Genomic DNA, 26,194 nt, shown 5'->3' on the forward strand with positions numbered 1-26,194 from the left:
AAAATGATCTGTCGAGCATTTGCGTGATACATTGCAAACCACTCTTGTGGTTGAATGATTATGCAAATACGAAAACATGGAGGGCAAAACTCATGTCGTGGGAAACTTTGATGAAAGTTAGGTCACAGTCATCGGGAGGCAATGAAAATTTAACGTTTTTTCTAAGCAGGACATCCGAATGCCTTATCGTGACGTAAGATTCTACTGCAAAATAGCGATTTGATTGGAATATCCTAAAACAGATGACGTTCGTGGCCATACTCCATCAGCTTGAAATTCGTTGATTGGACGCTGCGTGTCATTTCCACTTTGAATTTCTCAATGAATATCAACACCAGACAGAGTTCGATTATAGGGAAAGCGATTGAGCTCTCCTCAAAATCAATGGGAACCACATTCACACAAATCCCATCCCAGCTTTCACCTCGGGGAACCGAAAGGCCAGATCCGGTGAAGGTGAATGTGGAGAATTTGGGGTCGAGCTTCGAAGTGAGGTTCATATTTCATGATAGAGATGGAGACTCGGTCACAATTTCCGGGATCATATGTTCGCGTGAGGAGGAACTGGTCCGAAGACTTGCAAAAACAACCGCTGAGTTGATCCAGAAAGATATCCAGATCCAAGACCACGAATCTTCTCTCGATGATTATGCTTCGCAAATCAGCCGTGATTTTGAAGAACTCGTCTGGACGCGTGAACTGGCGAATCACATTCAGCAAACCGATCTGAGAAATCCTCTTTTCGAACTTGTCGATCAAATTTTTCCAACTCTCCTGGATACGATTCAGGCCTCACAACTTTCGCTGATCCAGTATGACTCGCCGATCATCCCTTCAGGTGAGAATGATCCGATCCCAACTGGGCAGTTATCATTTCGTCATGTGGGAAATGAAATCCTTGATCAAGCTTCGATTCAATCTCTTCTGAAGCGATATTCTCACCAAGCTCGCCTGCATCCCATCGTTAAGAACCAATGTTCAACTTCCCAAATTGTTCAGTTGCGAAGTTTCATCCTTGTTCCGATCTACTCAAGAAATGAAGAGTTCGGCTGGGTGCTTGCCATCAACAGGACAGATTCAGCGGACGTCTTGCCATCATATTCCGATGTGAGAAAGCATGACCGACATCAGCCTGAGTTCGGAACATTCGAAGCAGGCTTGATGCAGTCGTCTGCTTCGTTCATCGCTTCACATGCAAAAAATTCGACGCTGTTGCTAGAACAGAAAGACCTGTTGGTTGGCATCGTTCGAGTAATGATCAACACTGTCGATGCAAAGGATCATTACACTTGCGGTCACAGCGACCGCGTTGCTGCACTCTCTCGAGTCATTGCAGCGAATCTTCAACTTTGCGAGCGTGAATGTGAAGAAATCTATCTGTCCGGGCTACTGCACGACGTCGGGAAAATTGGAATCCCGGACCATGTCTTACAAAAAACAAATCGCCTGACACAAAACGAATATCATCTTCTCAAGCAGCATCCTGTGATTGGAGCCCGAGTACTGAAACACCTCAGTCAAATTTCTTATGTGTTGCCGGGTGTCTTATACCACCATGAGCAGATCAACGGTTCGGGATACCCTGAAGGGCTTGTTGGTGAACAAATCCCTTTATCTGCGAGAATTATTTCCGTCGCCGATTCGTATGATGCGATGACGAGTGATCGCCCTTACCGCAAAGGGATGAGTGCAGAAACAGCACGAAGCATTCTCGAGAAAAACGAAGGCCCGCAATGGGATGAGAATGTCCTCAATGCATTCTTTCAGGCCTGGGATGAGATTCAAGAAATCTGCATGGATACTTCACAGAGCAACCTCAGTTTGAAAACAACCATGCCTGCAGATCTCATCTCTCGGGCAGTGGAAATGACTCATACTGGCCCCGGTGTTGAGACAGTTTGAGAGAGAGTAATTTCAAGTTGCAGGATCAGTTCTAATAAGAATACTGTTCGCCACGAGGCAGAGCCTGCAAACCAATTCGAAAGATGCTTGAGAGATCATCTCGCCGGATAAAACCTCCAGCCTCGAACAGATCACTTCCGTGGTTTCATCGTCTCACCCATTCTTACTCGCTCCTGCTTTTCGAGTCCGTCACTCGATTGACATTCGCAAAGCTACTCAGGCAGGTGCAAGGATTTTCTCCATACGGATATGAGGAATTCCAACACTCAAAAATTGCTCGCCGACACAGCTGTACCCCAGTTTTTCATAAAACGGGATCGCCGGGACACGAGCAGCCATCTTAATGAAAGAGACTCCTTGATTCAGCAAGAAACGTTCGACCTGTTGCACTAAGAATCGTCCGATACCTTGTGTGCGAAACTCGGGCGCGACACACATCTGGCGGAGAGTCACCGAAGTTGAACCTTCAGGAACAATTAAAACGTAGCCAACGAGTTGCTCATCGACGATGATTCCAAAGTGCAGGTATTGAGCTTCTCGACTCAGATCCTCTTCGAACAGGTCCAGACCGATCGGACGTCTTAAGGTCTCGTTTCGCAACGTGAGTGCGTGTGAGTACCATTTCGAATCGATTTTAAAGTTGAGAAACTGCATGCGGACTCAACTTGGCGATGCGGATCGACAATCGCTAAAAATGAAGCTGGCTCAGAAAAATCTCTGGGCAGCCTGAAACTCAGTGCAAACGCACATCAAATATTCGCATTCATTCCCGCCTCGTGGAAAACACTTCATGATGCCATGCAAGCGTATGCCACGAGGACTTCAAGCATTGAATGATCGCTATTGACCAGCCGAAATGACGCGAACTGGCTCTTCGCGATTAATTGCTTCTTCGTAATCATCGGAGATCAGTGCAACCTTTACTTTCTTTTCCCCGACTTCAGCTGCGGTTAACACGATGTCGTAAGTCTTTTCGGTGTTCGTCGCCATCTGCGAGACTGGTTGAAAAATGACTCGGCTTCCGTGGACGTCGTAATCACTTGGTCCCGAGGCAGTACTGAATGTCAAGCCAGCTGGAATTTCGAATGCGGCCTGCACGTTGGTTGCGGATGCTGTGCCATCATTCTTGAGCTTCAGACGGAGCGACACCTGTTCGCCAACCTCGACAGTTTTGTTCTCGCCGTGGACTACCGCTTCAAGCTCAGCAAACCCTTTGACACTCAATGGGGTAGCGACCTCTGCTCGGTTGCCACTGAGGTCTTGAGCAATCAGTTTTCCAGTCAATTCTCCAGCTTGTTTCGGAATGACGTTTGTCACGATCTGTTTTGTTTGTCCGGGCATTAAGCTGGGGATGGTTCGTTGAATCACACGCCGTTCTGGGTCCCAACCTGCTTCCGGATTGACAGGTTCAACTGAAACAGGAAGTTGTTCGACAATGGAAATGTCAGTCAGTTGAGCACTTGAATCGTTCGTAATTTCAGTAATGAATTGTGCCGGACGGCCAACAAATCTGCGTTTTGGTCCAGTACGTGTGATGCGAAGTCGTGATTCAAGAATATGCAAGTCTGCACGGTTTTCTGCATGAGTTTTCCCATCCATCCAGAGCAAGACTTTCGGAGTGGAGACACCAACTTCATCTGCAACGACGACAAGCTCAACCGTTTTAGATTTCCCGGCTTCGATCTCGTTCAAGTCTGCTTCAATATCGTTGCCGTTCGGATGCTTCAGCGAAGGTGGCAAAATGGCTCTTAAGACAACATCTTTGGCATTCCCTTGTCCCGTATTTCGAACGGTAAACTTGTATGGGACATTTTTCCCGAGCAACGCTTCTGTGGGACCATCGATTTCAACCGAAAGTTCTGGAGCTGTGACACGAATGTTTGTTGTCACTGCGGCTTCAAACGAGACCGTCGCGACCGATCCGATGTTGCCGGACTCCAGCGGAGTGACTTTCAACTGAATTGTTCTTTCTTCCCCAGCGGGGATGACTCCTAATTCCCATGAAAGTTTATCTTGAGTCTGAACAGCCTGCGGGATTGTGCCTTCAAGCCGAGTCCCGCGAGGAATTCGATCTTCAACAACGACCGAGCGTGCTGTGCTTTGGCCGACGTTCCGGATTCGAATTGAATAAATCAGAGGCTCTCCAATGGAAGCTTCCGAGGGCGCAATTTTCTCGATTTTCAGTTCAGGTGACTGTGGACCTGACCCGATTGTCGGGTCAATCGTCCCGTTCCCGACAAGATCATTCGTATCACCCGTTGGCTTCGATTTCGCGAGAGTTGGTTCAGACGTCGTGTTGGACAGCTTTTCCAGCTGCGGACTCTGAGTCCCTGACATCTGACCGCTTTGCCCTAACGGAAAGACTCCACTCCCTGACGCAGCTGGGGTCGGTTGACGTTCCGTTGGGATCGATGAGTTCGGAAAACCTCTCGGTTCAACTGATCCGCCTGCTTCAGGCATTGATGAAAGTGAATTGTCCACCTTCAATGGAGTCGCTTCCGGCAGGCTTGGGTTCGTCCCAAACGGAGAAGTTGAGCTAGGTGGATTGGCATTGCCCCGAGTCGGAGCAGTGGGGCCGGGTGTTTCAGTGAAGTAGGGATTTCTGTACGAACCTGTCGTGCTTTCCGCAGCAGGTGCCATTTCTGAATTGTTTGGATTCGTCGAATTCAGCGGAAGCGTCCCTGGCTGACTTCCAACAGACAAAGAGTTGGAATTTTGTGTGGATGGACGGATTTCAGGGAGGCCGTCCCTCTCAACGGGATCTAATTTTCCTGGCAGCACAAGTGAGTCATTAGACTCAGCTGGTGCTTCAGATGGTGCTGATGTGAGTGGAATTGGCTCATTCTTTGATAGCGGCAACAACGGTTGCGGTTCGAGCATGCGAGGAGCCTGCTCGTTGTTGAGGTCCGGTGCGGTTCGTGGAATGGAACTCGTGCCTGAACTCGGCGGAAGCGGTAATCCGGGCAAAGTGGATCTACTTGGTGGTGCCGAATTGAATTCTGCTGGTGGAAGTAAATCTTCCGGCACAGCATCCGCACCGTTTTCTTCTGGCTGTGTGCCGGGAAGAACGGCTGTCTTTCGGTCTGGCGAAAATGGATCGTTAGAAGCTTCCGGAATTGACGGCAGTGGAGCTGACGTTTTGAAACCGGCATCAGCGGGAGGAAGTGGCTTGAACTTGTTCTCTCCCATGACTTCGTTTTGGTTTGTCGCGAACGGGTTTGGTCCCAGTGACGATGGAACGACAGGCTCATCATCCGCCGGAGCGTTCCGTCGGGATGCGAATGGGTTTGCTGCTTCTCCACTGGCAGGGGCAATTGGTGATTGCCCCGGTTCCTCTTTGTCAGCTTCCTGCCCGTGAGCCGTCACAACTCCGCTCGGGCTTGGTTTTGAACTTGGAAGATCTTTGCTTTGGCCGAGAGTCGGCAGTGCTTCTGGAGAAAGAAGGATTGGACCTGGCTGCGAGGCTGGCAAAAGTGTCAGGCCAGCTGGGAGTTGATCGTTGTTTGCAGAGAGTTCATCTTCGACTGGTGCAGGTGCAGGTGCAGGTGCAGGTGCAGGTGCAGGTTGTTTTGGGAGCGCGGGAAACGGAGCAGTCAACTTCGGAGCATTGCTTGCTGTAGCACTTTTTTCTGAAGCACTGTTCGCAGAAGGACCAAAAGAATTCGAAGGCGTTTTGTCTTCGGGCTCTGAATTTCCTCCTGGAGCGACTTCGAAAGATGCCAGTGCAACTTCAGGTGCTTCCTTCTCGTCGGGAACTTCAGCAGAGACCGGAACAACTTTGCTTTCAGAGCCATCAGGAGTTTCTGGTTTGTCATCCAGCATGGCGACAGAAGGAATTTTTTTTCCGGAAGCCGAATAAAAACTGAGCGGCATTACGGGATTTGCACTCTGCGGTTCCAATTCTGAATCAGGATTCGATTCAGGCGATTGCTCTGGGAGTTCCGTGAGACCTGCGGGAGGCGCAACATCTTCAATCGGTCGAGCGTTGTGATTCTCTGCGACTGCTGGAAAGTTTTTGGGAGCTGTTTTAGCTGTCGTTTTTTTTTGTTCACTCAGCTTGGGAGTGAATTCCATTGGTCTGGCGACAGTCGGTTGAGGCCCACCCTCAGTATCGTGAGCATGATCAGTGTCGTGAGAATGACCTGCTACGCGAGGAGCGCTGTCATTGATCAGAGGTTTTCCTTGAGTATCAAGAGTGATCTCCTTGAAGCCGAGGTCCGTACTCGACTCATCGGATTGCGACATCAAGCCATCAGTTTCACCCTCGTCGCCTTCAGGCGATTCAAGAGACTTAAACTGATTCGGATCCGTTTCGACGGTCGTGCTTTGGAGGCTTTCGTGAGCTTGCCATACCATGTAGCAACTGCCGCCAATCACGCCGATCAGAACCAAAGATTTCAGGAACAGGTTCTGCATTGGGGGAATCCTTTCCCTAACTCAAAAAAGCCTGCATTCAAGCAGGAGATAACAAAATCCATTTTGGAAAGTGGAGTCATAGCAAAATTTTCAAAACGGAGTAAAGATGAATCCGGTCAGACAATCATGCCAAATACCGCAAAAATCAGGACTCATCGTCACGAACACTGAATTCCAGCTTCCACTTTTGATCCGAATTGATGCCTACGCACCACAATTCGAATACACCGAGTTCGGTAATTCGGGATTGAAACCGCACCGGAACTGAATAGCCATCTTCGCTTTCCTCTGAGGAGAGCGTCGCCTCAAGAGGGTCTGTTTCGACAAGTTCATCGGGAGCCCAGCGAGATAAAATTTCCCCCGGCTTGTCGTCTTTGCGAACGGCGGAGCTAAAGAAACGGAACTGAGCCGGCTCACCGACAATCAAGCCGATTTCCGAGGAGGGAACATCGGTTTCAGTCCCTTCTTCCATCCCTCGCGGGACGACACAGAGCGCATTCAATGGACGCGCCAGTCCCGGAACTGCGAGGCCTGCCGTCTCGACTCCGATGTAATAAGAACGGGCGGTCCCTCCGCGAATTCGGACTCCTTGATGTTCCTTCGTCCAGCCATAGTACGCTGCTCCTCGCGCGACGGCGTTGTCGAGATCACGTTCTCCGACGAGAATTTTGGGCGGATTCTCAGGAAACCAACCTTCAAGGACTGAAAGGAGCCGATTCGACAACTCGGCAGCCTTGAACACTCCACCATTTACGAGCAGGTCCGTCGGCTGAACCGGTGAGTCTCCGTCTGCATGTTGGCTCAGGAATTCTGCGATATGTCGCGTAATTCCGGTCTCTGACTCGAAAGGGAGCCCGAGTTGTTGAAATCCTGATGCTCGCTGCTTTTGTGCGTGCTCAGTCAATTCACACTCAGGAAGAAAACCGTCGAGGAGCAAAGACTGGACTTCGCTTTTCTGCAAATCGATTGAGACTGAGCCACCGATAAGCTTCTTTCCTCGTCCAGCGACCGAGATTGATTGTGTTTCTGGACCATCATCTTTGAGGAGGAATTCTTTTGCTGCCCGGCAAGAGTGCCAGAGCGAGACCGACTGCCAGGGATCGAGTTGAGTCCCCTGCTCTGCGAATCGTGTCGAGGCCAGATGCGCCAAAGCGAGATCCATATTGTCCCCCCCAACGAGGAGGTGATTTCCGACAGCGACCCTCTTTAATTCAAGCTCTCCATCGCTTTCAGAAACCGTTACCAAAGTGAGATCGGTCGTCCCTCCGCCGACATCCACCACAAGAACGGCATCTCCGACGTTGAGGATCTTGCGCCACTGATTTCCAGTTTCGTTCAGCCAGGAATACAACGCCGCTTGCGGTTCTTCGAGGAGAACAAATTCTTCCGGCAACCCAGCCTCTTTGGCGGCTTCACGAGTCAGTTCGCGCGCACTGGCATCGAAGGAAGCTGGCACCGTGAGAACAACTTGCTGATCAGCGAGTTTGCTGTTCGGGAACTGATGATTCCAGGCAGCGACAATGTGCTGCAAGTACGCAGTTGCCGCCTCGACTGGTGAAATCTTGGCGACATCATCCGGAGCATTCCATGGTAAAATTGCTGAGCGGCGATCCACTTTGTGGTAAGCCAACCAGGATTTTGCACCGCCAACTGTCCGATCAGGAATCTCTGCAGACTGCCTTCTCGCAAATTCGCCAACGACAAATTCCGGAGACTCTTTCCACGGAAGCTCAAAACCTGCCTCGTCTTTGAGTGGGAGATAGATAAAAGATGGGAGAGACGTGCGATTTTCGATCGTCCCCGGTGCAACCGTTTGTGGAATTTCCAGCAGTGACATCTCAAGAGATTCATCCCCGTAAGGGACGTAAGCAACGACAGAATTTGTCGTCCCTAAATCGATTCCGATAATATATTCGGCAGACATAAATTGCTCGACAAGCATTAACAAAAGTTGATTCGACGACTTTTCATTCTTCGCTCAAACATTGTTCTCTCAAACGCTGAGAAAACGTTCTCTGATGTCCGCTTACGGATCGCGACGGTGTACACATCCTACGCAGTAGAGGTTGTAAATCGAGCCGGAAATTCGAACAAAAACTAAGCTCCGCAAGCACAAACAGCTTTAAGAGACCTCGACTTCTGCGGGAGCCAGAATGGTTTTGTTTTCCTCTTTGCCGACCCAGTCAGGAAGAGCACATTTCGCAGCTTTCCAGCCAGAATGAACGAGAGTACCAGAAACCGGGCGAGTTTCGACGACGTTTCCGATCAGGCGGACTTGCGACGCATCGGTGTTCTCCGTGACTTCAATTGTCGCACCTTCTTCTTGATCAAGACAAGCTTGCAAGCTGAAGTAGCGATCAAAGACTTCACGGCAACCACGATGAACGTCTCGCACGGCAGCACCGACTTGTGCATCCTGATATGAACTGAGGTCCTCTTGGATGAAATCGAGCAAGCGGGCTTCTCGTTGCAATGCTTCGAGAAGAGTCAAAGCTCCGTTTCTCGGTTCTGTCTTTGGCTTTGCGGGCGGTTCCTGAGACTTGGGGGCTGGCTGTTCGATTTTCGGTCGAGCAGAACCTTCAACGATTTCGTCTAACTGATTTGCAAAGTCCGCATTTCCAAGAACTTTGAAAAAGGTCTTGAATGCAAGAATGAAACGTCCCATCGGGAATAATCCTTGAGATAGATCCAGAAAACTTCGATGAACTTTCTGGGTGTTTTGGTAATTCAAAAAACGTAAATTGAATTCGTAGTGATCGGCCAAGCGTCGAGAGTACGATCTTAGAACAGCTTGGTGACGATAGTAGTCAATGACGGACTCGATTTCACTTCTCGAAGTAAGGATTCTAACATCCGAAATGCACGAACGCTTGATGGCTGATAGTCCTGAAGAATTTGGAACGAGTCGAGACGCCAAGGCGCCTCTCTGAGACATCGACTCGTTCACCAAATTCATCATTCATCAAATGTTACACTCAGAAACGAATCGTTTCTTTGAGTCTCTCGGGATGAAAACTGAATCTGAAATATCCCTCGCTTTGCGAAGTACAACTGGCGATCACTGAAATTCAGGATATTTGATAGATCTGATCCTAAAACTTGAAATCACTCTCTCAAACGTTGAGAGAAGCGGCTATTCCAGAGGTTTTCGGACTGGTTCTAGAAACAGCGAGTCATTGAAAGTGGCTAGTGGGCAGGAAGAATGATTAGCGGTCCCGCCTTTTTTCCTGCCCACTCTTTTCTCCGGAAGAATCACTTCCCGATGAAGAACTCGCGTTGTAAAAAAATCGCATTGTAAAAGTTGGTTCCACGCGAAAAATTTCACTCGATCTCTCGATCAGCCAGTTTGGGATAACACCTCAGCCAAAGCAATTTCACTTAGTGCAGTTTGCGCTACCATGTGCCCGTGAAGAACGCGTTTTCCAGAACTGATCCTGAACTTGAAGTTGCTCTCTTAAACGTTGATAAAAGCGTCTATTCCAAAGGTTTACGGAATGGTTTTACTCAAAAGAGTTCCGCTCCACAAAGCGCCTCTATCGCCTGAACCTCCTGCATCCCCAAAGTGAACCACGATCCTGCTCAGCGAATTCACTTCTGGGTTGCGTTCCGGAAAAGAATCCCGGACAGTACAATCCTATTGATGTTCTTGGAAAAACAGGGGACCTTGTTGGTGTCATCGACCGAGCCGTATCAACTTTCAGTCTACCAGACTCATATCGAGGTCACGATGAGCCCCCTCATCGCTGAAGGGTCGTGGGCAGACATCCAGAAGCTTGGCGATGAAGTGACACGTGAAGCTCAGCAACGTAAATGTCCAACCTGCTTGATCGACCTCTCTTCACTGGATTACATGGGGAGCTCACTTGTTGCTCTTCTGGTTCGCATCTGGAAAGACGTGAAGGAAAAAAAAGGAGAGATGGTGGTCGTCGCCCATCACCCTCTCATCCGTGAAACGATCGTCCTGGCCGGACTGGACAAACTCTGGGCAGTTTACACAGATATCGACGGAGCCTATCAGAAAATTGGTGCGCCGCTGAAGAATGGCGACACTCCGAAAAACTTCATTTCGATCCTGAGTCAGCGTAAATTTACGGTCGGGATTGTCGTGCTTGTTATTGTCGTTCTAAGTGTGGCACTGTTTGCAATCAACCAACAACCTTAGCGCACTCAGACCATCCGAATGCATTCTGCCGAGAGGCAGTGCTAGTCGATGCAGTGCTGACAAATCTAGAGTTATTGAACCGAATAAAGGGAAAAGATGGCAGACGAAGCAAACTCTGATGTTTCGGCAAGCAAGATCGAAGTCAATAATCAAAAAAGCGACCCGGCTATCCCACCCGAAGCACGTCAGCGAGCCTTACAAGAGGAGTTGAGCAGTCTCATCGATTTGGTTGGCGTCGAACCGTTGGTCGACATGCTTTTGGAGCGGGCTTTTCAACTCGGTGCGACTGACATTCACCTCGACCCACAACCCTCGGGACTCAACCTGCGTCTTCGCCTCGATGGAATTTTGCACGACATTCTTCATCTGGAGGCGGACTACGCGCCGCATATGATTTCTCGCATCAAACTGATCTCAGGGATGAACATCACTGAGAAGCGACAAGCACAAGATGGCCGCATTTCAAACGCCATGTTGAATCAGGCTCGCGACATTCGTGTTGGAACGGGCCCCACAATTTATGGCGAAAGAATCGTCATGCGGCTGATGCCTGACCATACTCAGTTTACATCACTCGATGAACTTGGCATGCATGCCAAACAAATTGAAGCGGTCAACAAAGCGATCCAAACACCTCATGGAATGATTTTGAGTGTGGGGCCGGTCGGGTCCGGGAAGAGTACGACAACATATAGTTGTCTGGAAGCGATCAATTCACCAGAACAATCGCTGGTCACTATCGAAGACCCTGTCGAACGTCGTATTGCAGGAGTGAACCAGATTCAGATCGACAACAAAATCAAATTTGGTTTTGTTGAAGCTCTTCGCGGAGTTCTGCGGCAAGATCCAGACGTCATCATGGTCGGAGAAATCCGGGACGCGGAGACGGCGCACATCGCAGTCCGGGCCGGCCTGATGGGGACGCAGGTTCTCAGCACGTTGCACGCTGGAGACACTGGCTCAACGCTTGATATGTTTCGTGAGTTTCAAATTCCACGCATGTTCCTGTCGGATGCCATCAACTGCATTATCGCTCAGCGACTTCTTCGGAAGATCTGCCCCAAAAGCAGAGAAACTTACACACCTGATAGTTCGACCTGCCAAATTCTCGGGATCGATCCGCAACGTGCCAGCCACACGCAACTTGTCCGTGGAGTCCCCTCGGATGAAAACTTCCACACCGGCTACTTCGGACGTACGGGTGTCTTTGAAGTGATGGCGGTCGATCATGAATTGAGACAACTCATCCTCTCTGGAAAATCAGGTCGTCAGGTTTATGAACTTGCACGAGAAAAAGGGATGGCAACTCTCGAACAGAGCGCTCGAGAAAAAGTCCTCTCCGGAATCACAACAGTCGAAGAACTGATTCGCGTAACGGTTTAGCACCGAGGCGGCGCTCATGTGCCCGTGAACTTTATCAGTCCGGCGTCAGTATTTGCGGCTCACCTGTTCGAACAATAAATCAAATAAGCCAGCTGACGTCACTGTCACATGGTGAAGGTGGAGCAGCACTCTCTCTACTCGTGTGGCACGATGATATGCGAAGCTCGACGGAGGCTTATCGCACTGGTGCTCGCTGAGAAGGAGGGCGGAACGTTTGACCTTTCTCGATCGCCTCTGTGAATTCTCGGAACGCATCATCCAACGGGCCGATTCGTGGCTGAACAACCGCGACGGGTTCACTGACTGTCCCCATGACCTGAACTCGAATCCAGTTGTTTCCGAGAATTTTTGTGAGTGGTCTTAAGATGCGAACGCTGTTATTGGGGCGAGAATCAAACGAGAGGTTGATCAACGATTGCCCTCCCCCAGCAAAGCCGACGACTCCTTTTCCAATCAAATTCAGAGCGTCTCCACGCAACTCAATTCTCGAGAAATCCAGGAGTTCATTTTGGATGTCGAACTCGCCATACGAATAATTGAATGCGGTGTCACCGACTGGTCGGAAATTGATCAGCGAGAACATTTGAGCAAATGCTGGAAGATCCATGATCGCTGCCGGAACGATTTGCACCCACCCCTTGCCGACCATTGCCTTCGCAGAGGGTCCCATGCCTCGCACCGACATTAACCCGTTCACCTTACCCTTCAGATTTTGCGCATTCTTGAATTGATCAGCTGCCCAGGTTGCAAGCTCAACATCGTTGATATTGACCTCTGCTTGATACTGAGTGAGTTCTGGACGATCAGCAAGTAAAACCGCTGCATCGAAACCGATTTGACCATCATACAAATCAGCTCTGAGTTGCTTGTTTGCGTAGGGATTCGCTGCGGTGAACTTCACAGGAGGATTGATAAACTTGGGTTTGCCAACCACAAGCCGATTCTCTTCCAAATGAAATGGAGACCGTACGTTTGAAAATGGCATACCCATCGCGATTGCGTATTCGAGATCAATAGCCCCTTCCATACGCAACTTCTGGCCATCCCATAACCCATCCGTGATATCGACTTTTCCGGTGACGTTTTCAAGCGGAACGCCTGCAACCAGAGAGTTGTTTTTAAGGACCGCTTGAAGGTTCCACCGGGCAGTCACGATCTCTTCATCAGAGACCCAACCACGCATATCAACGGTGAGATGGAGGTTCACATTCCCTTGCAAATCCATCGCTTTCAACGGAGCAGAAATCGCTTCCGGAAGTGCACGGCTGAGTTCGTCATCGAACTTTGCTTGAACCAGCTTCAAGTCTCCAAAATGAACTTCCCAGGCAACTTCACCCGTAGGGGGAACAGCAACGAACGCTGGCCATTTGGGATCAGTCCCGTTGATTTCCAGATACGAAGAGTCATGCCAACCGTGGAGCGAATGGATGTTGAGTCGCTGTCCATCCCAGTCCAATGCTCCAACGACATCGGTCCACTTGTATGGAAACGAAGCGGGAGTAATCGTTCCATCCTTCCACTGAATTCCATTGAGAGTGACAGCAGTGGGGGTCCCCGGACTCCAGGCAAGAGCGATTTTATCAATATCAATTGTTCCGCCGAGAGCGAAATCGTCCCAGACCGTTGAGATATGCGGGGCACTGACCAGCGAAGCTTTCTTCAAATCTCCGTCAATGGGGACTCGAACTGCTCGAAGGTCCAACGACAATTGCCCGGGTTTCTTTTGAGAATCAAATTTCCCACTCCCGTTCAGGTGAGCATGACCGTGGCGTGCCTTCAATTCGCTGAAGTACCAGACATCCCCCTTGAGACCATCAAACGAGACGTCTCCACTAAAATCTTCTAGTTCATAAGGAAATCCAACAAAGTTCAGCGACGACTCCCGGACATTGCCAACGAGTTGCATTTCAAACTTATCTTGCGTGGTCTCGTCTCGAATGAAGCGAGCTGATAAGTCGACGACTCCTTTCATCCGCAAAGATTCGATGGCCGATTTAACTCCCGCCTGTTCGCGACGGCCGAATGCATTGATGAACTTGTCATCAATCGGCACATTGTTCACGACAATCGAAAACTCTGCGTCTCTGCTTTCAGTTCCGTCTCCAAAACTTCCAGTCAACTGCAAAGGATTTCCCGCAGCCTGCCCGTTCATTCTGATTTGAAATCCGCCTCCCTGATGAACAATTTCTCCTGAAACCTGCTCGACAGGATAGCGGAAGTGATCATGAACAATTCGACAATCTCGAGCTGTAAATTTTCGTAATTTTCCGGACCAATCTTTCCCTGCCAACTGAGAGACATCGACATCGAGGTCAAAAATCCCCGACGGGCTGAGTAGCTGATAAAGACGCAACAGGTCGTTCGGTAAAACCGATTGAATTCGCTGATCAATTTTTAAATGAGTCGCTTTCACCACGAAATTTTTCGACCAGTCCGGCCCAACTCTTTGAGCGACCCCATCAATAAAGAGCGAGCTTTGATTATTTGAAGCTTGAAAGTTCTCGACCTTCAGCCTGTTCGGAGTCGCTTCGATTTTCGCTCGGACGTCGTACAACGGGATAGGAAGAAATAGATCGGAAAGCTGTCCATGCTCAATTTCTGCCTGGACAGAATAATCGAGTGGGGCATCCTTACTTATACGACCTGCTGAGAATTGAAGCTTCAGATCGGCACGAATGAAGGATTCCCCGCTTTGAGGCGTTCCCTCTGGACCTTCCGGAGCAATTGCTAACGGGATTCCCTGCCCATTTGATGAGACCGTTTTGAGCTGCTGGTTTTGCCTCGTCCGTTCCTGACGGGCAAGATATTGTGGTGTCTGATGAAGCTCAGCGAGCCTTGCTCCGACTTCGGGTATCCAGAGCCCTGTTTTATCGAGCATCGGTTCATTGATGCGAATTGTGCCAGCACTCCCAGCGAGTTTCCACTCTCCAGTTTGAGCGTCGAAAAGACCATCCAGCGAGACCGGTCCCAGAGAGTCTGCCACTGCTCTCCCAACGATTTCGTATCGTTGACGAGCCTCTGGTGAAATCTGCAAATCGATCCCCTGACACAAAAGCGAATGCACTGGCCCATTGGGAATTGATTGCAGCCCAATCCGAATCTGACCATTCTTGATGACGACAGCTGGGGAGTACTCTTGCTTTGGCTTTGGTGGAGTCAGCTGTTGCCAATTCCAGAGCCCCTCTGCACTCCGTGTGGCAAATAGCTGCGGTGAGTTCAACTCAACCCGTTTGACCAGGATTCGCCGTGAATCCTGAAGCAGTTTCCCGTCGACAGTCACTGTCAACTGAGGGATTTTCGCCAGAGGGGCGCCACTCTTTTGTGATTGAATATCCAGCTCAGTGATCACGAGTTGCGAACCGTTGACCAGATTCGCACTCTGAAAACTGACGCGACAATCAACAAAAATTGTCTCGATCGCTTTCGCCACTGCGTTGTGGATGAGTACATCTTTTTGCGACCAAAAGTGCAAACCGACAGCCCCAGCTGCGATGACAGTCACCAACAGCAGCATCAGCATCCATTGCAGTGTTCCTCGGATTCCGTCCCAAGTCACAAGTTCGATCCGTCTAGAGCATCTTCAAAAAATGTTCGCATTCTGTCTCGTGGAGATCAGCGATTCACCACATGCAAATCACACTTCGCGGGCACAAGGAACACGAAAGTGGCTTAACACATCAATCCGCTCGACGCTTCGATTCATCATTCAACCTTCCACAAATCGACAAAATGCCAATCGCTGAAAGCACCAGCAACGGGGCTTCTGCCGGGAGTCGATAACGTAATGAGCTGACGAAAATCATATGTAAGCCCGCGAAGTAGAATATCGGGCCGGCACAAACGACAATAGACCAGTTTTTCTCCCAAATCTTCCAAGCCCCCCAGGCTGCCAAGAAAAAAACAGGGATCGTGTACAAACAGAGACCAATCCGTATGAGCGCTTTATCGAACTGCGCGGCATTGGGCCACGGTTTCCAATACCGCCACAGCTTCGCCCCCGCCAAACTGACGACTCTTGAAGGATTCGCCTTGGCGAACTCCCACGACCTGCGTTGATACTCCTTGTCGACTTCGTACTCTGTCATCTCGTTGGGCAACTGGTCGTCATCGAAAAATCGCATGTCGCTCGCCCCCGTCGCTTGTGGATTGAGACCATCGTACAAGCTCGGTCCCATCCAAAATGTCGTCAGCTTGAAGTGTCCAGAAACATTTTGATTCCGAACTCCCCAAGGGAGCAGAACGAGAACCATCCCCAACGTCATCAGAACCGCAGCGATGCCACTATTCCAACGTGGTGAAATGAACGCAAGCAACAGGAAGCCCAGAAGAGGACCGACCAAAATCCAACTTGGCTTCGTGTAAACGCCAAGACCAATCAGGATTCCGGTCAAGAGTGCCCACCCGCAAACCTTCGAAACCGAAACCGAACTCTGGGTGAGTTGCTCAATTAACGAAACGGCTCCAAGTAGAGACAACAACATCGTAAATCCGAAGAGCGTCTCAGAGAGAATCACGCCCGAAAAGCCGATCGATGCCGGGGAGATCGCTAAAAGGGCAGCCGCGATCAACCCTGCTGCAGACGAATGAATTCGCTTTCCAAGCAGATAGAGCAATCCACACGAGAGGGCTCCCAATGTTGCCAACAGAATTCGAGCAGCGAAGCGGCTCTCGCCAAAGATGGAAATCGAGATCGCCAAAACTGCGGGAAGTCCCGGCATCCGATGAACAGACCTCGGCGGAGAATGGATCGCATAGTCTTCGCCTTTAACGATTGTCTTCGCCAGATCCCAATACCCTTCAGCATCTCCCGAGATCAAGTAATCTCGCCCCGTTGCATCGAGACGTTCCTGTAACCAGACAACGAAGCCGGCTCTCAACACGAGCGCAACCAGAAGAATGAGCAACAGCAATCGACGATCATATTGAGAGTGACACGCCGATTTCATAGGGAGTCTGCTTTGTGATTCAATATCAATGATGAAAAGTGGATAAATTTGAGGGAATGTCGGTTCCAGTCTATCTCACGCGACTGGATTTTGAACAGCATGATTTTCTCACTTTCAGACGATCCTGCTGTTACGTTTGCCCCATGTTTGTGAAAACGATAAAAGGGTTGAATGGAGTTCTTGAGAAGACTTCGACAGGAATTTGTTTGTACAAACATGAGATGGTGAGTGAGATGGCAAGTCCGATTCGAGTGGCAGTGACCGGGGCAGCTGGGAACATTGGGTATGCGTTGGCGTTTCGACTGGCGAGTGGTGAGGTTTTTGGTCCTGACCAGCCAGTGCATCTGAATTTGATTGAAATCCCCCCTGCAATTTCCGCTCTGGATGGAGTGGAAATGGAACTCGACGACTGTGCATTTTCCACACTCGCAGGTGTCACAAAAGTTGACAGTGATCATCTCGAAGAGGGGTTTGGCGATTGCAACTTCGTGCTGTGCGTCGGCAGTGTGCCACGCGGAAAAGGAATGGAACGTGGAGACCTGATTCGAATCAATGGCCCGATTTTCACAAACACAGGAAAAGCAATTCAAGCAGCCGCTGCGAAAGATGTTCGAATTGTTGTCGTCGGAAACCCTTGTAACACAAACTGCTTGATTGCAATGAACAACGCTCCCGACATCCCACGGGACCGCTGGTACGCAATGATGATGCTCGACCAAAACCGTGCGAAAACACAACTCGCTCAAAAATCCGGTCAACCAGTTTCGTCGGTTTCAAAAATGACGATCTGGGGCAACCACTCCGCGACACAGTTCCCCGATTATTTCCACGCAGAAATCGGTGGCACACCAGCCCCTGAAGTCATCAAAGATGATGCCTGGTTGCAGAATGATTTCATCCCCATCGTTCAGAAACGTGGTGCAGCTGTGATCAACGCTCGCGGTGCAAGTAGTGCCGCATCTGCTGCCAACGCTGCGTTGGACACAGTCAAGTCGATCATCTCTGTGACTCCAGAGAACGAAACATTCAGTGCAGCCGTATGCAGCGATGGCTCTTACGGCGTCGATGAAGGTCTCATCTTCGGATTCCCACTCCAGAGCGATGGCGCAACCAGTAAGATTGTCCAAGGGCAGGAACACAACGAGTTCGCACAACAAAAAATCGATGCGACACTGAAAGAGCTTCGTGAAGAACGAGACACCGTCAAGGATCTCTTGAACTAACTGACGAAGTCATCTCTCTACGAAGTGAAGTTGTCAGGCACATACTGACTTCTTGTACTGACTTCTTGAATTCGCGATCCAAAGGCATTGGACGAGCACGAACATTACCGTGTTCGTTCATTGCCATCTTCCGTCAACTCCGGCGGTTGGACCACGAGACTATTTGAATCGAGTCCCACAATGACAATTGAAACGACGAATTGCTTTCTTGTCGAAAAATTCGGTGACGAAATCCGTTCACGATTGTCGGCGGTCCCTCTTCCCGAATTAGGTTCGGGTGAAGTTATCGTTGAAGTGAGCCACTCGTCCTTAAACTACAAGGACGCGATGGCAGCGACTGGTCACCCGGGAATCGTGAAGAATTTCCCACATGTTCCCGGCGTCGACGCTGTGGGGACTGTCGTTGAGAGTCAGGACGAACGCTACCAACCCGGCGATCAAGTCATCGCGACTGGTCACGAATTGGGCGTCGAACGTTGGGGCGGATGGGCGTCGCATCTCATTGCTCCGGGTGACTGGCTGGTCAAATTGCCAGCGAGCCTCACACCCGCAGAGAGTATGACTCTTGGAACGGCTGGGTTCACAGCAGCTCAAAGCGTAGCAGCACTTCTGAAATACGGGCGAACTCCAGAAGATGGAAAAGTGATTATCAGCGGAGCGACGGGCGGAGTCGGATCAATTTCAGTCATGCTTCTCGCCAAACTCGGTTTTGACGTGGTCGCGATCACTGGAAAAACGGATCGCCACGACTGGCTGAAACAACTCGGAGCGACAACTGTCGCAGGTCGAGAAGAATTGTCAGGCAATGAAAAGCGGCCACTTCTGAAAGGAGAGTTCGCAGCCGGAATCGACACCGTTGGTGGCGGCGTCTTGGCGACCATGCTGAAGAAAATTGAACATCGAGGTTGTGTCGCCTGTTGCGGTGTGACTGGTGGTGGCGAACTGCCGACAACAGTTTACCCCTTCATCCTCCGAGGAATCGCACTCTTTGGAATCGATTCCGCATGGTGTCCCGACGATCTTCGTAAAGAAATCTGGAACAAACTGGCAACAGACTGGAAGCTTGATCAGCTACTGGATGCAAAAATTGACCTCTCACTCACGACTGTCTCCGCAGCTGTGGAACAAATTCTCGACGGAAAATTTGCAGGCCGGGGTGTAATTCATCTCAGCGAGTGAGATATGCTTCTCTTTCCCCTGATGCACCTTCACAGGAGATTTGATGATGCGAATCGTGTCCCGCTGGATGTTGACGCTTTCCCTGTTCTTGATTTTGAAGAGCACTCTCGTTGCAGACGAATTGCCTGCTCCGACTGGAGACCCCGCGATCATCCCCGCAGGAGCAAAGCTTGAAGAACTCTGGAAAGAGGGTCTCTTCACCGAAGGGGTTGCGGCAGCTCCGGATGGTCGGATCTATTTCAGCGACATCTCAGCAGGAGATCGTCCCGGGCGGATCTTACGGTTCGATCCTTCGACAAAAAAAACTGATGTCTATTGTGCCGGCAGTGGCCAAAGCAACGGATTGATGTTTGACCGCAATGGGAATTTGATCGCGGCCTGTGGGGCGAACGGTGGAAAGATTGCGCTGTGCCGAATCGAAGAAGAGGGAGCCTTGAAGGTTCTTGCCTCCAAATTCGATGGGAAAGTGTTCAACTCTCCAAATGACCTGGTGATTCATCCAGATGGTTCCATTTTCTTCAGCGACCCCCGCTATGTTGGTACGGAGCCGACGGAACTTGATCACATGAGCGTCTTTCGCTTCGATCCCAAAACACAAAAACTGACGCGAGTGACGACAGAGATCACCAAGCCCAACGGTGTCATTCTCTCTCCCGATGGCAGCACGCTTTACGTCGCCGAAACGAACCGGGGAACGACCGAAGTTGCGAAAGCGAAATCTTCGAATTCAAAAAGTCGAATGACACTGAATGCGTTTCGCATCAAAAAAGATGGCACGCTCGGAAAACGAAAAATCCTGCACGACTTCGGGGACCAACTCGGCATTGATGGAATGACCGTCGACACCAACGGAAACATCTACGCAGCCGTTCGTAGCGCGGAACGACATGGCATCATTGTTTTCAGTCCTGCAGGACATGTAAAAGCGTACATCCCTACTCCTGACCTTCCAACCAATTGCTGCTTCGGCACAGGCGAAGGAAAGCAAACTCTCTATCTCACAGTCGGTAAAGGCTTGTACCGAATCAAGCTGAAAAGCACCGGATACCATCCGGCAACTTCCTGATTCTTTTTCAACTACAATTATTATGTCAAACTCCAAACGTGCTGTCGTTCTTTTAAGCGGCGGACTGGATTCCGCAACAGTTCTCGCAATTGCCAAAAGCGAAGGCTACGAATGTTACGCCCTCTCCTTCGACTATGGGCAACGACATCAGTTTGAACTGCAAGCTGCTGAAAAGCTCTGCCAGAAATTTGATGTTCAAAAACATGTCACCATTGAAATCGACCTCCGCAAGTTTGGCGGTTCGGCTTTAACAGAAGAAATCGAAGTCCCGAAAGATCGAGATGAGGAAGTGATGGCGACCGGTATTCCAATCACTTACGTCCCTGCCAGGAATACAGTGTTCCTCTCGATTGCTCTCGGCTGGGCAGAAGTGCTAGGTGCATTTGACCTGTTCATCGGTGTCAACGCGGTCGACTACAGTGGGTACCCGGACTGTCGACCGGAATTTATTCAGCAGTTCACAAAACTCGCAAATTTGGCGACGAAAGCAGGCGTCGACGGAAGCGGAGAGTTCAACATTCACACTCCTCTCATCGATCTCACAAAGGCGCAAATCATTCAGAGAGGGATCACGCTCGGCGTCGACTACAGCCAGACACATAGCTGCTATGATCCAAATGAAGCAGGCATTAGCTGCGGGCATTGCGACGCCTGTCAACTCCGCCAACGCGGTTTTGAAAATGCCGGCTTGACCGACCCAATTGAATACCAAACTTGAATCACTCGCTTTTCTTTAGAGCATTTCCAATGCTTCTCTTGTCCGCGAAGTACGTTTTCACAAGTCCATACGCTGATGCCACGAGACAGTACTGTTAAGACGAATTATAGATTTGCTCTAGAACCTCTTTCGAATTGGTGCTCAGGTTCTGCCTCGTGGGGTACAGCATCTCCACTAGATAAAAGTCCTCGATGAGTGCGTGCACGGGTTGAGGAACCCGCTCTCTCCTGCTGTTTTGATTCACCACCTCCGCACCACCTCCGCACAATTTGTCACGAGATTCATTCAGGCCGTCATTACCGTTTCAGGCCGCACCAATTGCTTCAAGTCCCCTGATTGACATCTTGCTTTGGTCGATCGGCACTTCTTGCGCAAATTCTCCAAAATCTCAACGCACCAACGTCGATAAGCTGAACAGGAACGGCGGTCTGTGAATCAATTAACCGTACAGAAATCGAAGTGTTGGAAAAGTGCGATGGTGGAAAAATCCCAATCAGTGATGCGAGTGGTCTCGTTGGTCCTTTTTACGATGATCTTCGCAGGGGCGTGGGCCAATGACCGCCCACGTGAGGTTTTGGCACAAAAGGAGATGCCCAAACCCTCTGCCAGTATCAGCCAGGAAGCTGATACAGGAGCCACCGCACTTGCCGGGGCTGTTTCTGAAAGGACTGCTCCAGAAGTGGTCGTCCCTGAACATGTGATGCCCAAGCCTGTACTGGAAGATATCACGCCATCCGAATTTGGAATGACGATGTCAATTTCAGTCGAGACGGAAGGTTTGACGATCAAAGGCAAAACTGTTCAGCAGCACATTCAGAAACTGCCCCTTGGAATTGCAAATGGCGATTATCTGATGGTTGATCCTGAAGGAGGAGTCGGTTGGTTGCGGATTCGCGGTCAGCAAAAACCTGATGATCGAGCAATCACACTCTCCACACAGATCGGTGAGGCAACCGTTCGGTACATGCGGGTTTCCCCCGTCGATGCAAGTCAGCCTATCGAGAAGATGGTTCCGGTTCCTCTTCAATATGCAGCCGAAGAATCGAAAGTTATTCGATAACTTTGAGCGATCATCCAGACTGCTTCAAAAAGCTCCAAGGAGCAACCAGAGAGCAGTCAACACCAGCCCAGCGAGAATGCCAGCGATCGTGTCATCTGACATCACTCCCCATGGGCCGGGGAGTTTTTCGAAGCGGTTGACTGGCCAGAGTTTTGAGATATCAAAGATTCGAAACAAAACGAATCCGGCAACAGCAGTTCCCCAAGTGACTGGCACAAACAGAAACACGAACGGGAACGCTGCGATCTCATCAAAGACGACATGCTTGGGGTCACCTGTTTGATAGTACCGAATTCCGGCAGCACAAATCGGAATGCCTATCACATACAGAACGATCCCATAAAGCAACATCATCGCGGGATGCCCATTGATGTACTGTAACCCCAGTGCGAGCAGCGGCCCCCAAAGACTCCCAACCGTCCCCGGCGCCTTGCGAGCGGCTCCCAGGCCGAGACCAATTGACAGTAAGAATAACACTCGTTCGAAGATCGTCGAAGGTGGAGTGGCAATCGGTTTCCCTTTGATTTCACTCACGACATTTCCACCAAGACTGAGTCTCCTTCGACTTTGACCGGAAACGATTCCAGTCGAATCTGATCATTCAGACACATTGCTCCGGTTGAAACGTCATATTGCCAGCCATGCCAGGGGCAGGTGACGATGCACCCAGAAAGCTCGCCATCCCCAACGGGACCGCCAGCATGGGCACAAATTCCATCAATCGCGTGAAACTGCCCATCGACATTGAACAACGCCACGATGCGATCGCCGACCGTCAATTCCTTACCACTGCCGACTGCAACATCTGCAACCTTTGCGATTTCGATCCAGTTTGACATATTGAACAGTTAGTATTCTCGGGCTGATCCAAAGACCTGAAATTGAACTCTCAAACGTTGAGAAAAGCGACTATAGCATTTTTCGAATTGGTGTTCGGCTTCAGCCTCGTGGAGAAGTTCGATTTCCCACATAAAAATCACGCTACGAATTCCACTCTTCACGGGGACAAAAGCACGAAAGCCAACAAGTCAACTTCGTGATGATATTCAGGCGTCATGATCGAGCAAGCATCACACATGTTGACCGATCAGAATAGGAAGATAGTTAATTTTCGGTTGATGTGTCATCAGCTTCATCAGCCATCCATGATCATTTGAAATCTTCGCCACCTCCGATTCCCAAGGCTCCTTTCTCGCCAGGGTCGTTTCGACACAAAGACACATCGTATCAATATCACCTAAGCGAAACTCTCCTCTCCAATTTCTTGGAATCACCACACTTCCTGGACTTTTTCGAAATCGATGCCGAGTCCGAACAATTCCGATCTCAGCGTTTTGAACAGCTGCGAATAAACTTATCAAAGCGTGTGGCTCGAAGATATTATCATCATCCCAGAAACAGACATAGCGACCGCAAGCCTGCACGATCCCAAGATCCTTAGCGGCTGCCCCCCACTGACCAGTTGGTGAGTTCAGCTCAAAATATCTTGCCCCTGACCGCTCAGCTAGACATCTTGCGTGACTATCGGGACCATCCGAAATGACGAGATGCTCACATTCAAGTCCACCCCGCGACTGCTGAGCAAACTGATGCAGGCAATGCGAAAGAAACTCCGGGCGCTGACAAGTGGCGGTAATGACAGAGAGGTCCATTGTGTTCACAATTTGAAATCAGGATTATTAGGGAACTGATATTTTCTGTGAGGTTGCGCTTTGTCGCTTGGTTATGTTCGAGTACAAACTAGTAATTCATCCCACCTGACAACACAGGGGGCGCAATAACCAAGTGAATCACTGCGTCTCCAGAATTTATGTCAGGACTCTGAACCGTTCGGGCAGAAGCGAGTTCACCGTTCAACTTTTCATTCAAAATTCACTTTTCAACGTTCAGTGACCCTATGAAGGCTCTTGTAAAACGTAAATCTGAAGTCGGCCTCTGGCTGGAAGACGCCCCGATGCCGACCGTCGACTCGAATGAAGTTCTTGTTCGAATCGAGAAGACCGGTATTTGCGGGACTGATTTACACATCTACAACTGGGACGAGTGGGCCCAGAAGACAATCCCTGTCCCGATGGTTGTCGGACATGAATTTGTTGGTGAGATCGTTGAAGTCGGAGCGAATGTTCGCGACTTCTACCCGGGAGAGATCGTCAGTGGCGAAGGGCATGTTGTTTGTGGGCATTGCCGAAACTGCCTTGCCGGAAGAAGACACCTCTGTGCAGAAACTTCGGGGATCGGTGTGAATCGCCCCGGAGCGTTCGCTGAGTATATCTCGATTCCACAAACCAACGTCTGGCATCACGCTGAAGGAATCGATCGCGAGATTGCTTCGATCTTCGACCCATTTGGAAATGCGGTCCACACCGCTCTTTCATTTGATATTCTGGGAGAAGATGTTCTGATCACCGGTGCAGGTCCTATTGGGTGTATGGCAGCTGCTGTGGTGAAGTATGCTGGCGCGAGGTTCGTCGTCGTGACTGATGTGAACCCGTGGCGACTGGAACTTGCCAAAAAAATGGGCGCCACGCGGGTGATCGATGTGAGAAACGAATCGATTGAGAACGTACAAAAAGAATTGGGAATGAAAGAAGGCTTCGACGTCGGTCTCGAAATGTCGGGCAATGAATCGGCGTTTCAAGGAATGCTCAAAAACATGTGTCACGGCGGGAAAATTGCAATGCTCGGAATTCCCCCGAAGCCGATCGCGATCGACTGGAATCTCGTGATCTTCAACATGCTGACCATCAAAGGGATCTACGGACGTGAAATGTACGAGACGTGGTACAAAATGACGGTCATGCTCCAGGGAGGCCTCGACATCTCTCCAGTCGTAACGCATCGTTTCCCGGTCGATGATTTCGAAAAAGGGTTCGAAGTGATGAACTCCGGTCAGTCTGGTAAAGTGATCCTGGATTGGAAATCGACTTAGAACCAGTCCGAGAACCTCTCGATTCGACGTTGGCTCAACGTTTGAGAGCGCGATTTCAAGGTTTATTTTGTCGGAGACCTTGAGCCTCTGGCGAAACCGGCGAAAACATTGATCAACACAATTTCAATCAGGGAAACAGCTGATGTCAAATTCAATTCAAGTTGCCACGATTGAGGATGTTCGCCGAGCAGAGTCGGTGATTCATCAACACATCAGCCCTGCCCCGCTGATCCGTTCTTATGGGCTCGAAAAGATACTCGAACTCTCGGATGATCGACGGGTTTGGATTAAAGATTATGGCTGGACGCCGGTCGGTTCCTTCAAGCTGATGGGAGCGCTTAACTGGATGGCGAACCGCGCAGACGAAATTGGTGACCGCCCCGTAGCCGCTCACTCTTCCGGAAACTTTGCTTCCGGAATCTCCTTCGCAGGCATGAAATACGGCAAGCGAGTCATTGTCGTCATGCCCGAAGATGCCCCGCAGGTCAAATTCGACCTCACTGAGTCGTTCGGTGCTGAAATTCGAACCTACGACAAATCGACTGACCACTTAACTGGAGCACGTGACAAGCTGACGAAGCAAATCGCTGAAGAAGAAAACGCGATTCAGGCCTCTCCTTACGACGACAACGACGTCATTGCCGGAAACGGTGTTGGCGGCTTGGAAATCGTGGAAGAACTCGAACGACAAGATCGCAAGATCTCACACTTTTTTTGTCAGGTCAGCGGAGGTGGCCTCATGGCGGGCCATGCACTTGCCATTGCAGACGGGTTCCCCGAAGCGAAGATCATCGGAGTCGAGCCAACCGAAGCGGACGACTTCCGCCGCTCTCTCGCTGCTGGTGAACGTCTTCGTATTGAAGAACCCAAAAGCATCTGCGACGGCCTGCTCTCGTACGATGTCGGAGACCATAACTGGCCGATTCTGAAAGAATTGATCACTGAGTCCGTTTGCGTTCCTGACGAGGAAACCATCACCTGTATGGAATGGCTGTACGACACACATGGCCTACGGACGGAACCCTCTGGAGCGATTGCCACAGCCGCTGCCATGATGAGAAAAACATCTCTGGAAGGAGATGGAGATCTCGTCCTTGTACTCAGTGGCCGGAATGTCGACGACCGAACGTTCCACCAATGGATTGAAGATGGATTGGAATCGCAGTAGACCGATAAGCAGCGGATCGACAAATAGTGTCGATCCGCGAAG

At 50.1% G+C, this 26,194-nt stretch carries 19 protein-coding genes; 10 read left to right on the forward strand and 9 right to left on the reverse strand.

Features of this window, described 5'->3' with window-relative positions:
• Positions 1-489: 489 nt before the first annotated feature.
• Positions 490-1,902 (forward strand): HD-GYP domain-containing protein, encoded by a 1,413-nt coding sequence (locus Mal48_RS13505; RefSeq protein ID WP_197441695.1) that lies wholly within the window; start codon positions 490-492, stop codon positions 1,900-1,902.
• A gap of 216 nt (positions 1,903-2,118) precedes the next feature.
• Here Mal48_RS13505 and Mal48_RS13510 read toward each other — a convergent pair whose 3' ends face one another.
• From Mal48_RS13510 to Mal48_RS23295, 4 genes are all read right to left on the reverse strand, one after another.
• Positions 2,119-2,556, reverse strand: coding sequence for a GNAT family N-acetyltransferase (locus tag Mal48_RS13510; RefSeq protein WP_145200291.1), 438 nt, complete (start codon positions 2,554-2,556; stop codon positions 2,119-2,121).
• A 186-nt stretch (positions 2,557-2,742) separates the two neighbouring features.
• Complete coding sequence (locus Mal48_RS13515; protein ID WP_145200294.1) at positions 2,743-6,318, reverse strand: DUF11 domain-containing protein; 3,576 nt, start codon at positions 6,316-6,318, stop codon at positions 2,743-2,745.
• A gap of 145 nt (positions 6,319-6,463) precedes the next feature.
• On the reverse strand, positions 6,464-8,242 hold the full coding sequence (locus Mal48_RS13520; RefSeq protein WP_145200297.1) for an Hsp70 family protein: 1,779 nt from the start codon (positions 8,240-8,242) through the stop codon (positions 6,464-6,466).
• Between the two features lie 198 nt (positions 8,243-8,440).
• Entirely contained in the window at positions 8,441-8,983 is a 543-nt protein-coding gene (locus Mal48_RS23295; RefSeq protein ID WP_197441696.1) for a DUF2760 domain-containing protein, read from the reverse strand.
• Positions 8,984-9,880: 897 nt separating this feature from the next.
• On the opposite strand from Mal48_RS23295, the gene Mal48_RS13530 reads away from it, so the two are divergent.
• Together Mal48_RS13530 and Mal48_RS13535 are read left to right on the forward strand one after the other, a co-directional pair.
• Positions 9,881-10,480, forward strand: a complete 600-nt coding sequence (locus Mal48_RS13530; RefSeq protein WP_145200304.1) for an STAS domain-containing protein — start codon at positions 9,881-9,883, stop codon at positions 10,478-10,480.
• 96 nt (positions 10,481-10,576) lie between these two features.
• Positions 10,577-11,863, forward strand: coding sequence for a GspE/PulE family protein (locus tag Mal48_RS13535; RefSeq protein ID WP_145200307.1), 1,287 nt, complete (start codon positions 10,577-10,579; stop codon positions 11,861-11,863).
• Positions 11,864-12,038: 175 nt separating this feature from the next.
• Here the strand turns inward: Mal48_RS13535 and Mal48_RS13540 are convergent, their stop codons facing one another.
• Positions 12,039-15,419, reverse strand: coding sequence for a hypothetical protein (locus tag Mal48_RS13540; protein WP_145200310.1), 3,381 nt, complete (start codon positions 15,417-15,419; stop codon positions 12,039-12,041).
• Between the two features lie 121 nt (positions 15,420-15,540).
• The gene (locus Mal48_RS13545; protein ID WP_145200313.1) at positions 15,541-16,809 is read right to left on the reverse strand and encodes an ArnT family glycosyltransferase; all 1,269 of its coding nucleotides are present in this window, start codon (positions 16,807-16,809) and stop codon (positions 15,541-15,543) included.
• A gap of 233 nt (positions 16,810-17,042) precedes the next feature.
• Here Mal48_RS13545 and Mal48_RS13550 point away from each other — a divergent pair, with 233 nt between their 5' ends.
• The 5 genes from Mal48_RS13550 (at position 17,043) to Mal48_RS13570 (ending at position 22,055) form a co-directional block, all read left to right on the forward strand.
• A complete protein-coding gene (locus Mal48_RS13550; RefSeq protein WP_145200316.1) occupies positions 17,043-18,032 on the forward strand; it encodes a malate dehydrogenase in 990 nt (329 codons plus the stop codon).
• Between the two features lie 180 nt (positions 18,033-18,212).
• Positions 18,213-19,211, forward strand: coding sequence for a YhdH/YhfP family quinone oxidoreductase (locus tag Mal48_RS13555; RefSeq protein WP_145200319.1), 999 nt, complete (start codon positions 18,213-18,215; stop codon positions 19,209-19,211).
• Positions 19,212-19,254: 43 nt separating this feature from the next.
• Positions 19,255-20,277: an SMP-30/gluconolactonase/LRE family protein gene (locus tag Mal48_RS13560; protein ID WP_145200322.1), complete on the forward strand. Its 1,023-nt coding sequence runs from the start codon at positions 19,255-19,257 to the stop codon at positions 20,275-20,277.
• A gap of 22 nt (positions 20,278-20,299) precedes the next feature.
• The gene (gene queC / locus Mal48_RS13565) at positions 20,300-20,995 is read left to right on the forward strand and encodes a 7-cyano-7-deazaguanine synthase QueC (protein ID WP_197441697.1); all 696 of its coding nucleotides are present in this window, start codon (positions 20,300-20,302) and stop codon (positions 20,993-20,995) included.
• Positions 20,996-21,470: 475 nt separating this feature from the next.
• Positions 21,471-22,055 carry a hypothetical protein gene (locus Mal48_RS13570; RefSeq protein ID WP_145200328.1) on the forward strand — a complete coding sequence of 195 codons (585 nt, stop codon included), beginning with the start codon at positions 21,471-21,473 and terminating at the stop codon, positions 22,053-22,055.
• A gap of 24 nt (positions 22,056-22,079) precedes the next feature.
• Here the strand turns inward: Mal48_RS13570 and Mal48_RS13575 are convergent, their stop codons facing one another.
• From Mal48_RS13575 to Mal48_RS13585, 3 genes are all read right to left on the reverse strand, one after another.
• Complete coding sequence (locus Mal48_RS13575) at positions 22,080-22,589, reverse strand: phosphatidylglycerophosphatase A family protein (protein ID WP_197441698.1); 510 nt, start codon at positions 22,587-22,589, stop codon at positions 22,080-22,082.
• On the reverse strand, positions 22,586-22,894 hold the full coding sequence (locus tag Mal48_RS13580; protein WP_145200334.1) for a Rieske (2Fe-2S) protein: 309 nt from the start codon (positions 22,892-22,894) through the stop codon (positions 22,586-22,588). The genes Mal48_RS13575 and Mal48_RS13580 overlap by 4 nt, the downstream gene beginning before the upstream one ends.
• Before the next feature lie 231 nt (positions 22,895-23,125).
• Positions 23,126-23,707 carry a glycosyltransferase family 2 protein gene (locus Mal48_RS13585; RefSeq protein ID WP_145200337.1) on the reverse strand — a complete coding sequence of 194 codons (582 nt, stop codon included), beginning with the start codon at positions 23,705-23,707 and terminating at the stop codon, positions 23,126-23,128.
• Between the two features lie 245 nt (positions 23,708-23,952).
• Between Mal48_RS13585 and tdh the strand changes: the two genes are divergently transcribed.
• Both tdh and Mal48_RS13595 read left to right on the forward strand, forming a co-directional pair.
• Entirely contained in the window at positions 23,953-24,984 is a 1,032-nt protein-coding gene (gene tdh / locus Mal48_RS13590) for an L-threonine 3-dehydrogenase (RefSeq protein WP_145200340.1), read from the forward strand.
• 142 nt (positions 24,985-25,126) lie between these two features.
• On the forward strand, positions 25,127-26,152 hold the full coding sequence (locus Mal48_RS13595) for a threonine ammonia-lyase (RefSeq protein ID WP_145200343.1): 1,026 nt from the start codon (positions 25,127-25,129) through the stop codon (positions 26,150-26,152).
• The last annotated feature ends 42 nt before the right edge of the window (positions 26,153-26,194 follow it).

Origin of the sequence: Thalassoglobus polymorphus (assembly GCF_007744255.1) — a bacterium.
GTDB lineage: Bacteria > Planctomycetota > Planctomycetia > Planctomycetales > Planctomycetaceae > Thalassoglobus > Thalassoglobus polymorphus.

Excerpts from the sequence above, each read along its gene's own strand:
- tdh (WP_145200340.1), top strand. The coding sequence starts at position 23,953 with ATGAAGGCTCTTGTAAAACGTAAATCTGAAGTCGGCCTCTGGCTGGAA.
- Mal48_RS13550 (WP_145200316.1), top strand. The coding sequence starts at position 17,043 with ATGGCAAGTCCGATTCGAGTGGCAGTGACCGGGGCAGCTGGGAACATT.
- Mal48_RS13545 (WP_145200313.1), bottom strand. The coding sequence starts at position 16,809 with ATGAAATCGGCGTGTCACTCTCAATATGATCGTCGATTGCTGTTGCTC.
- Mal48_RS13555 (WP_145200319.1), top strand. The coding sequence starts at position 18,213 with ATGACAATTGAAACGACGAATTGCTTTCTTGTCGAAAAATTCGGTGAC.
- queC (WP_197441697.1), top strand. The coding sequence starts at position 20,300 with ATGTCAAACTCCAAACGTGCTGTCGTTCTTTTAAGCGGCGGACTGGAT.
- Mal48_RS13595 (WP_145200343.1), top strand. The coding sequence starts at position 25,127 with ATGTCAAATTCAATTCAAGTTGCCACGATTGAGGATGTTCGCCGAGCA.
- Mal48_RS13580 (WP_145200334.1), bottom strand. The coding sequence starts at position 22,894 with ATGTCAAACTGGATCGAAATCGCAAAGGTTGCAGATGTTGCAGTCGGC.
- Mal48_RS13560 (WP_145200322.1), top strand. The coding sequence starts at position 19,255 with ATGATGCGAATCGTGTCCCGCTGGATGTTGACGCTTTCCCTGTTCTTG.
- Mal48_RS13535 (WP_145200307.1), top strand. The coding sequence starts at position 10,577 with ATGGCAGACGAAGCAAACTCTGATGTTTCGGCAAGCAAGATCGAAGTC.
- Mal48_RS13520 (WP_145200297.1), bottom strand. The coding sequence starts at position 8,242 with ATGTCTGCCGAATATATTATCGGAATCGATTTAGGGACGACAAATTCT.
- Mal48_RS13585 (WP_145200337.1), bottom strand. The coding sequence starts at position 23,707 with ATGGACCTCTCTGTCATTACCGCCACTTGTCAGCGCCCGGAGTTTCTT.
- Mal48_RS13515 (WP_145200294.1), bottom strand. The coding sequence starts at position 6,318 with ATGCAGAACCTGTTCCTGAAATCTTTGGTTCTGATCGGCGTGATTGGC.
- Mal48_RS23295 (WP_197441696.1), bottom strand. The coding sequence starts at position 8,983 with ATGGGACGTTTCATTCTTGCATTCAAGACCTTTTTCAAAGTTCTTGGA.
- Mal48_RS13510 (WP_145200291.1), bottom strand. The coding sequence starts at position 2,556 with ATGCAGTTTCTCAACTTTAAAATCGATTCGAAATGGTACTCACACGCA.
- Mal48_RS13570 (WP_145200328.1), top strand. The coding sequence starts at position 21,471 with ATGGTGGAAAAATCCCAATCAGTGATGCGAGTGGTCTCGTTGGTCCTT.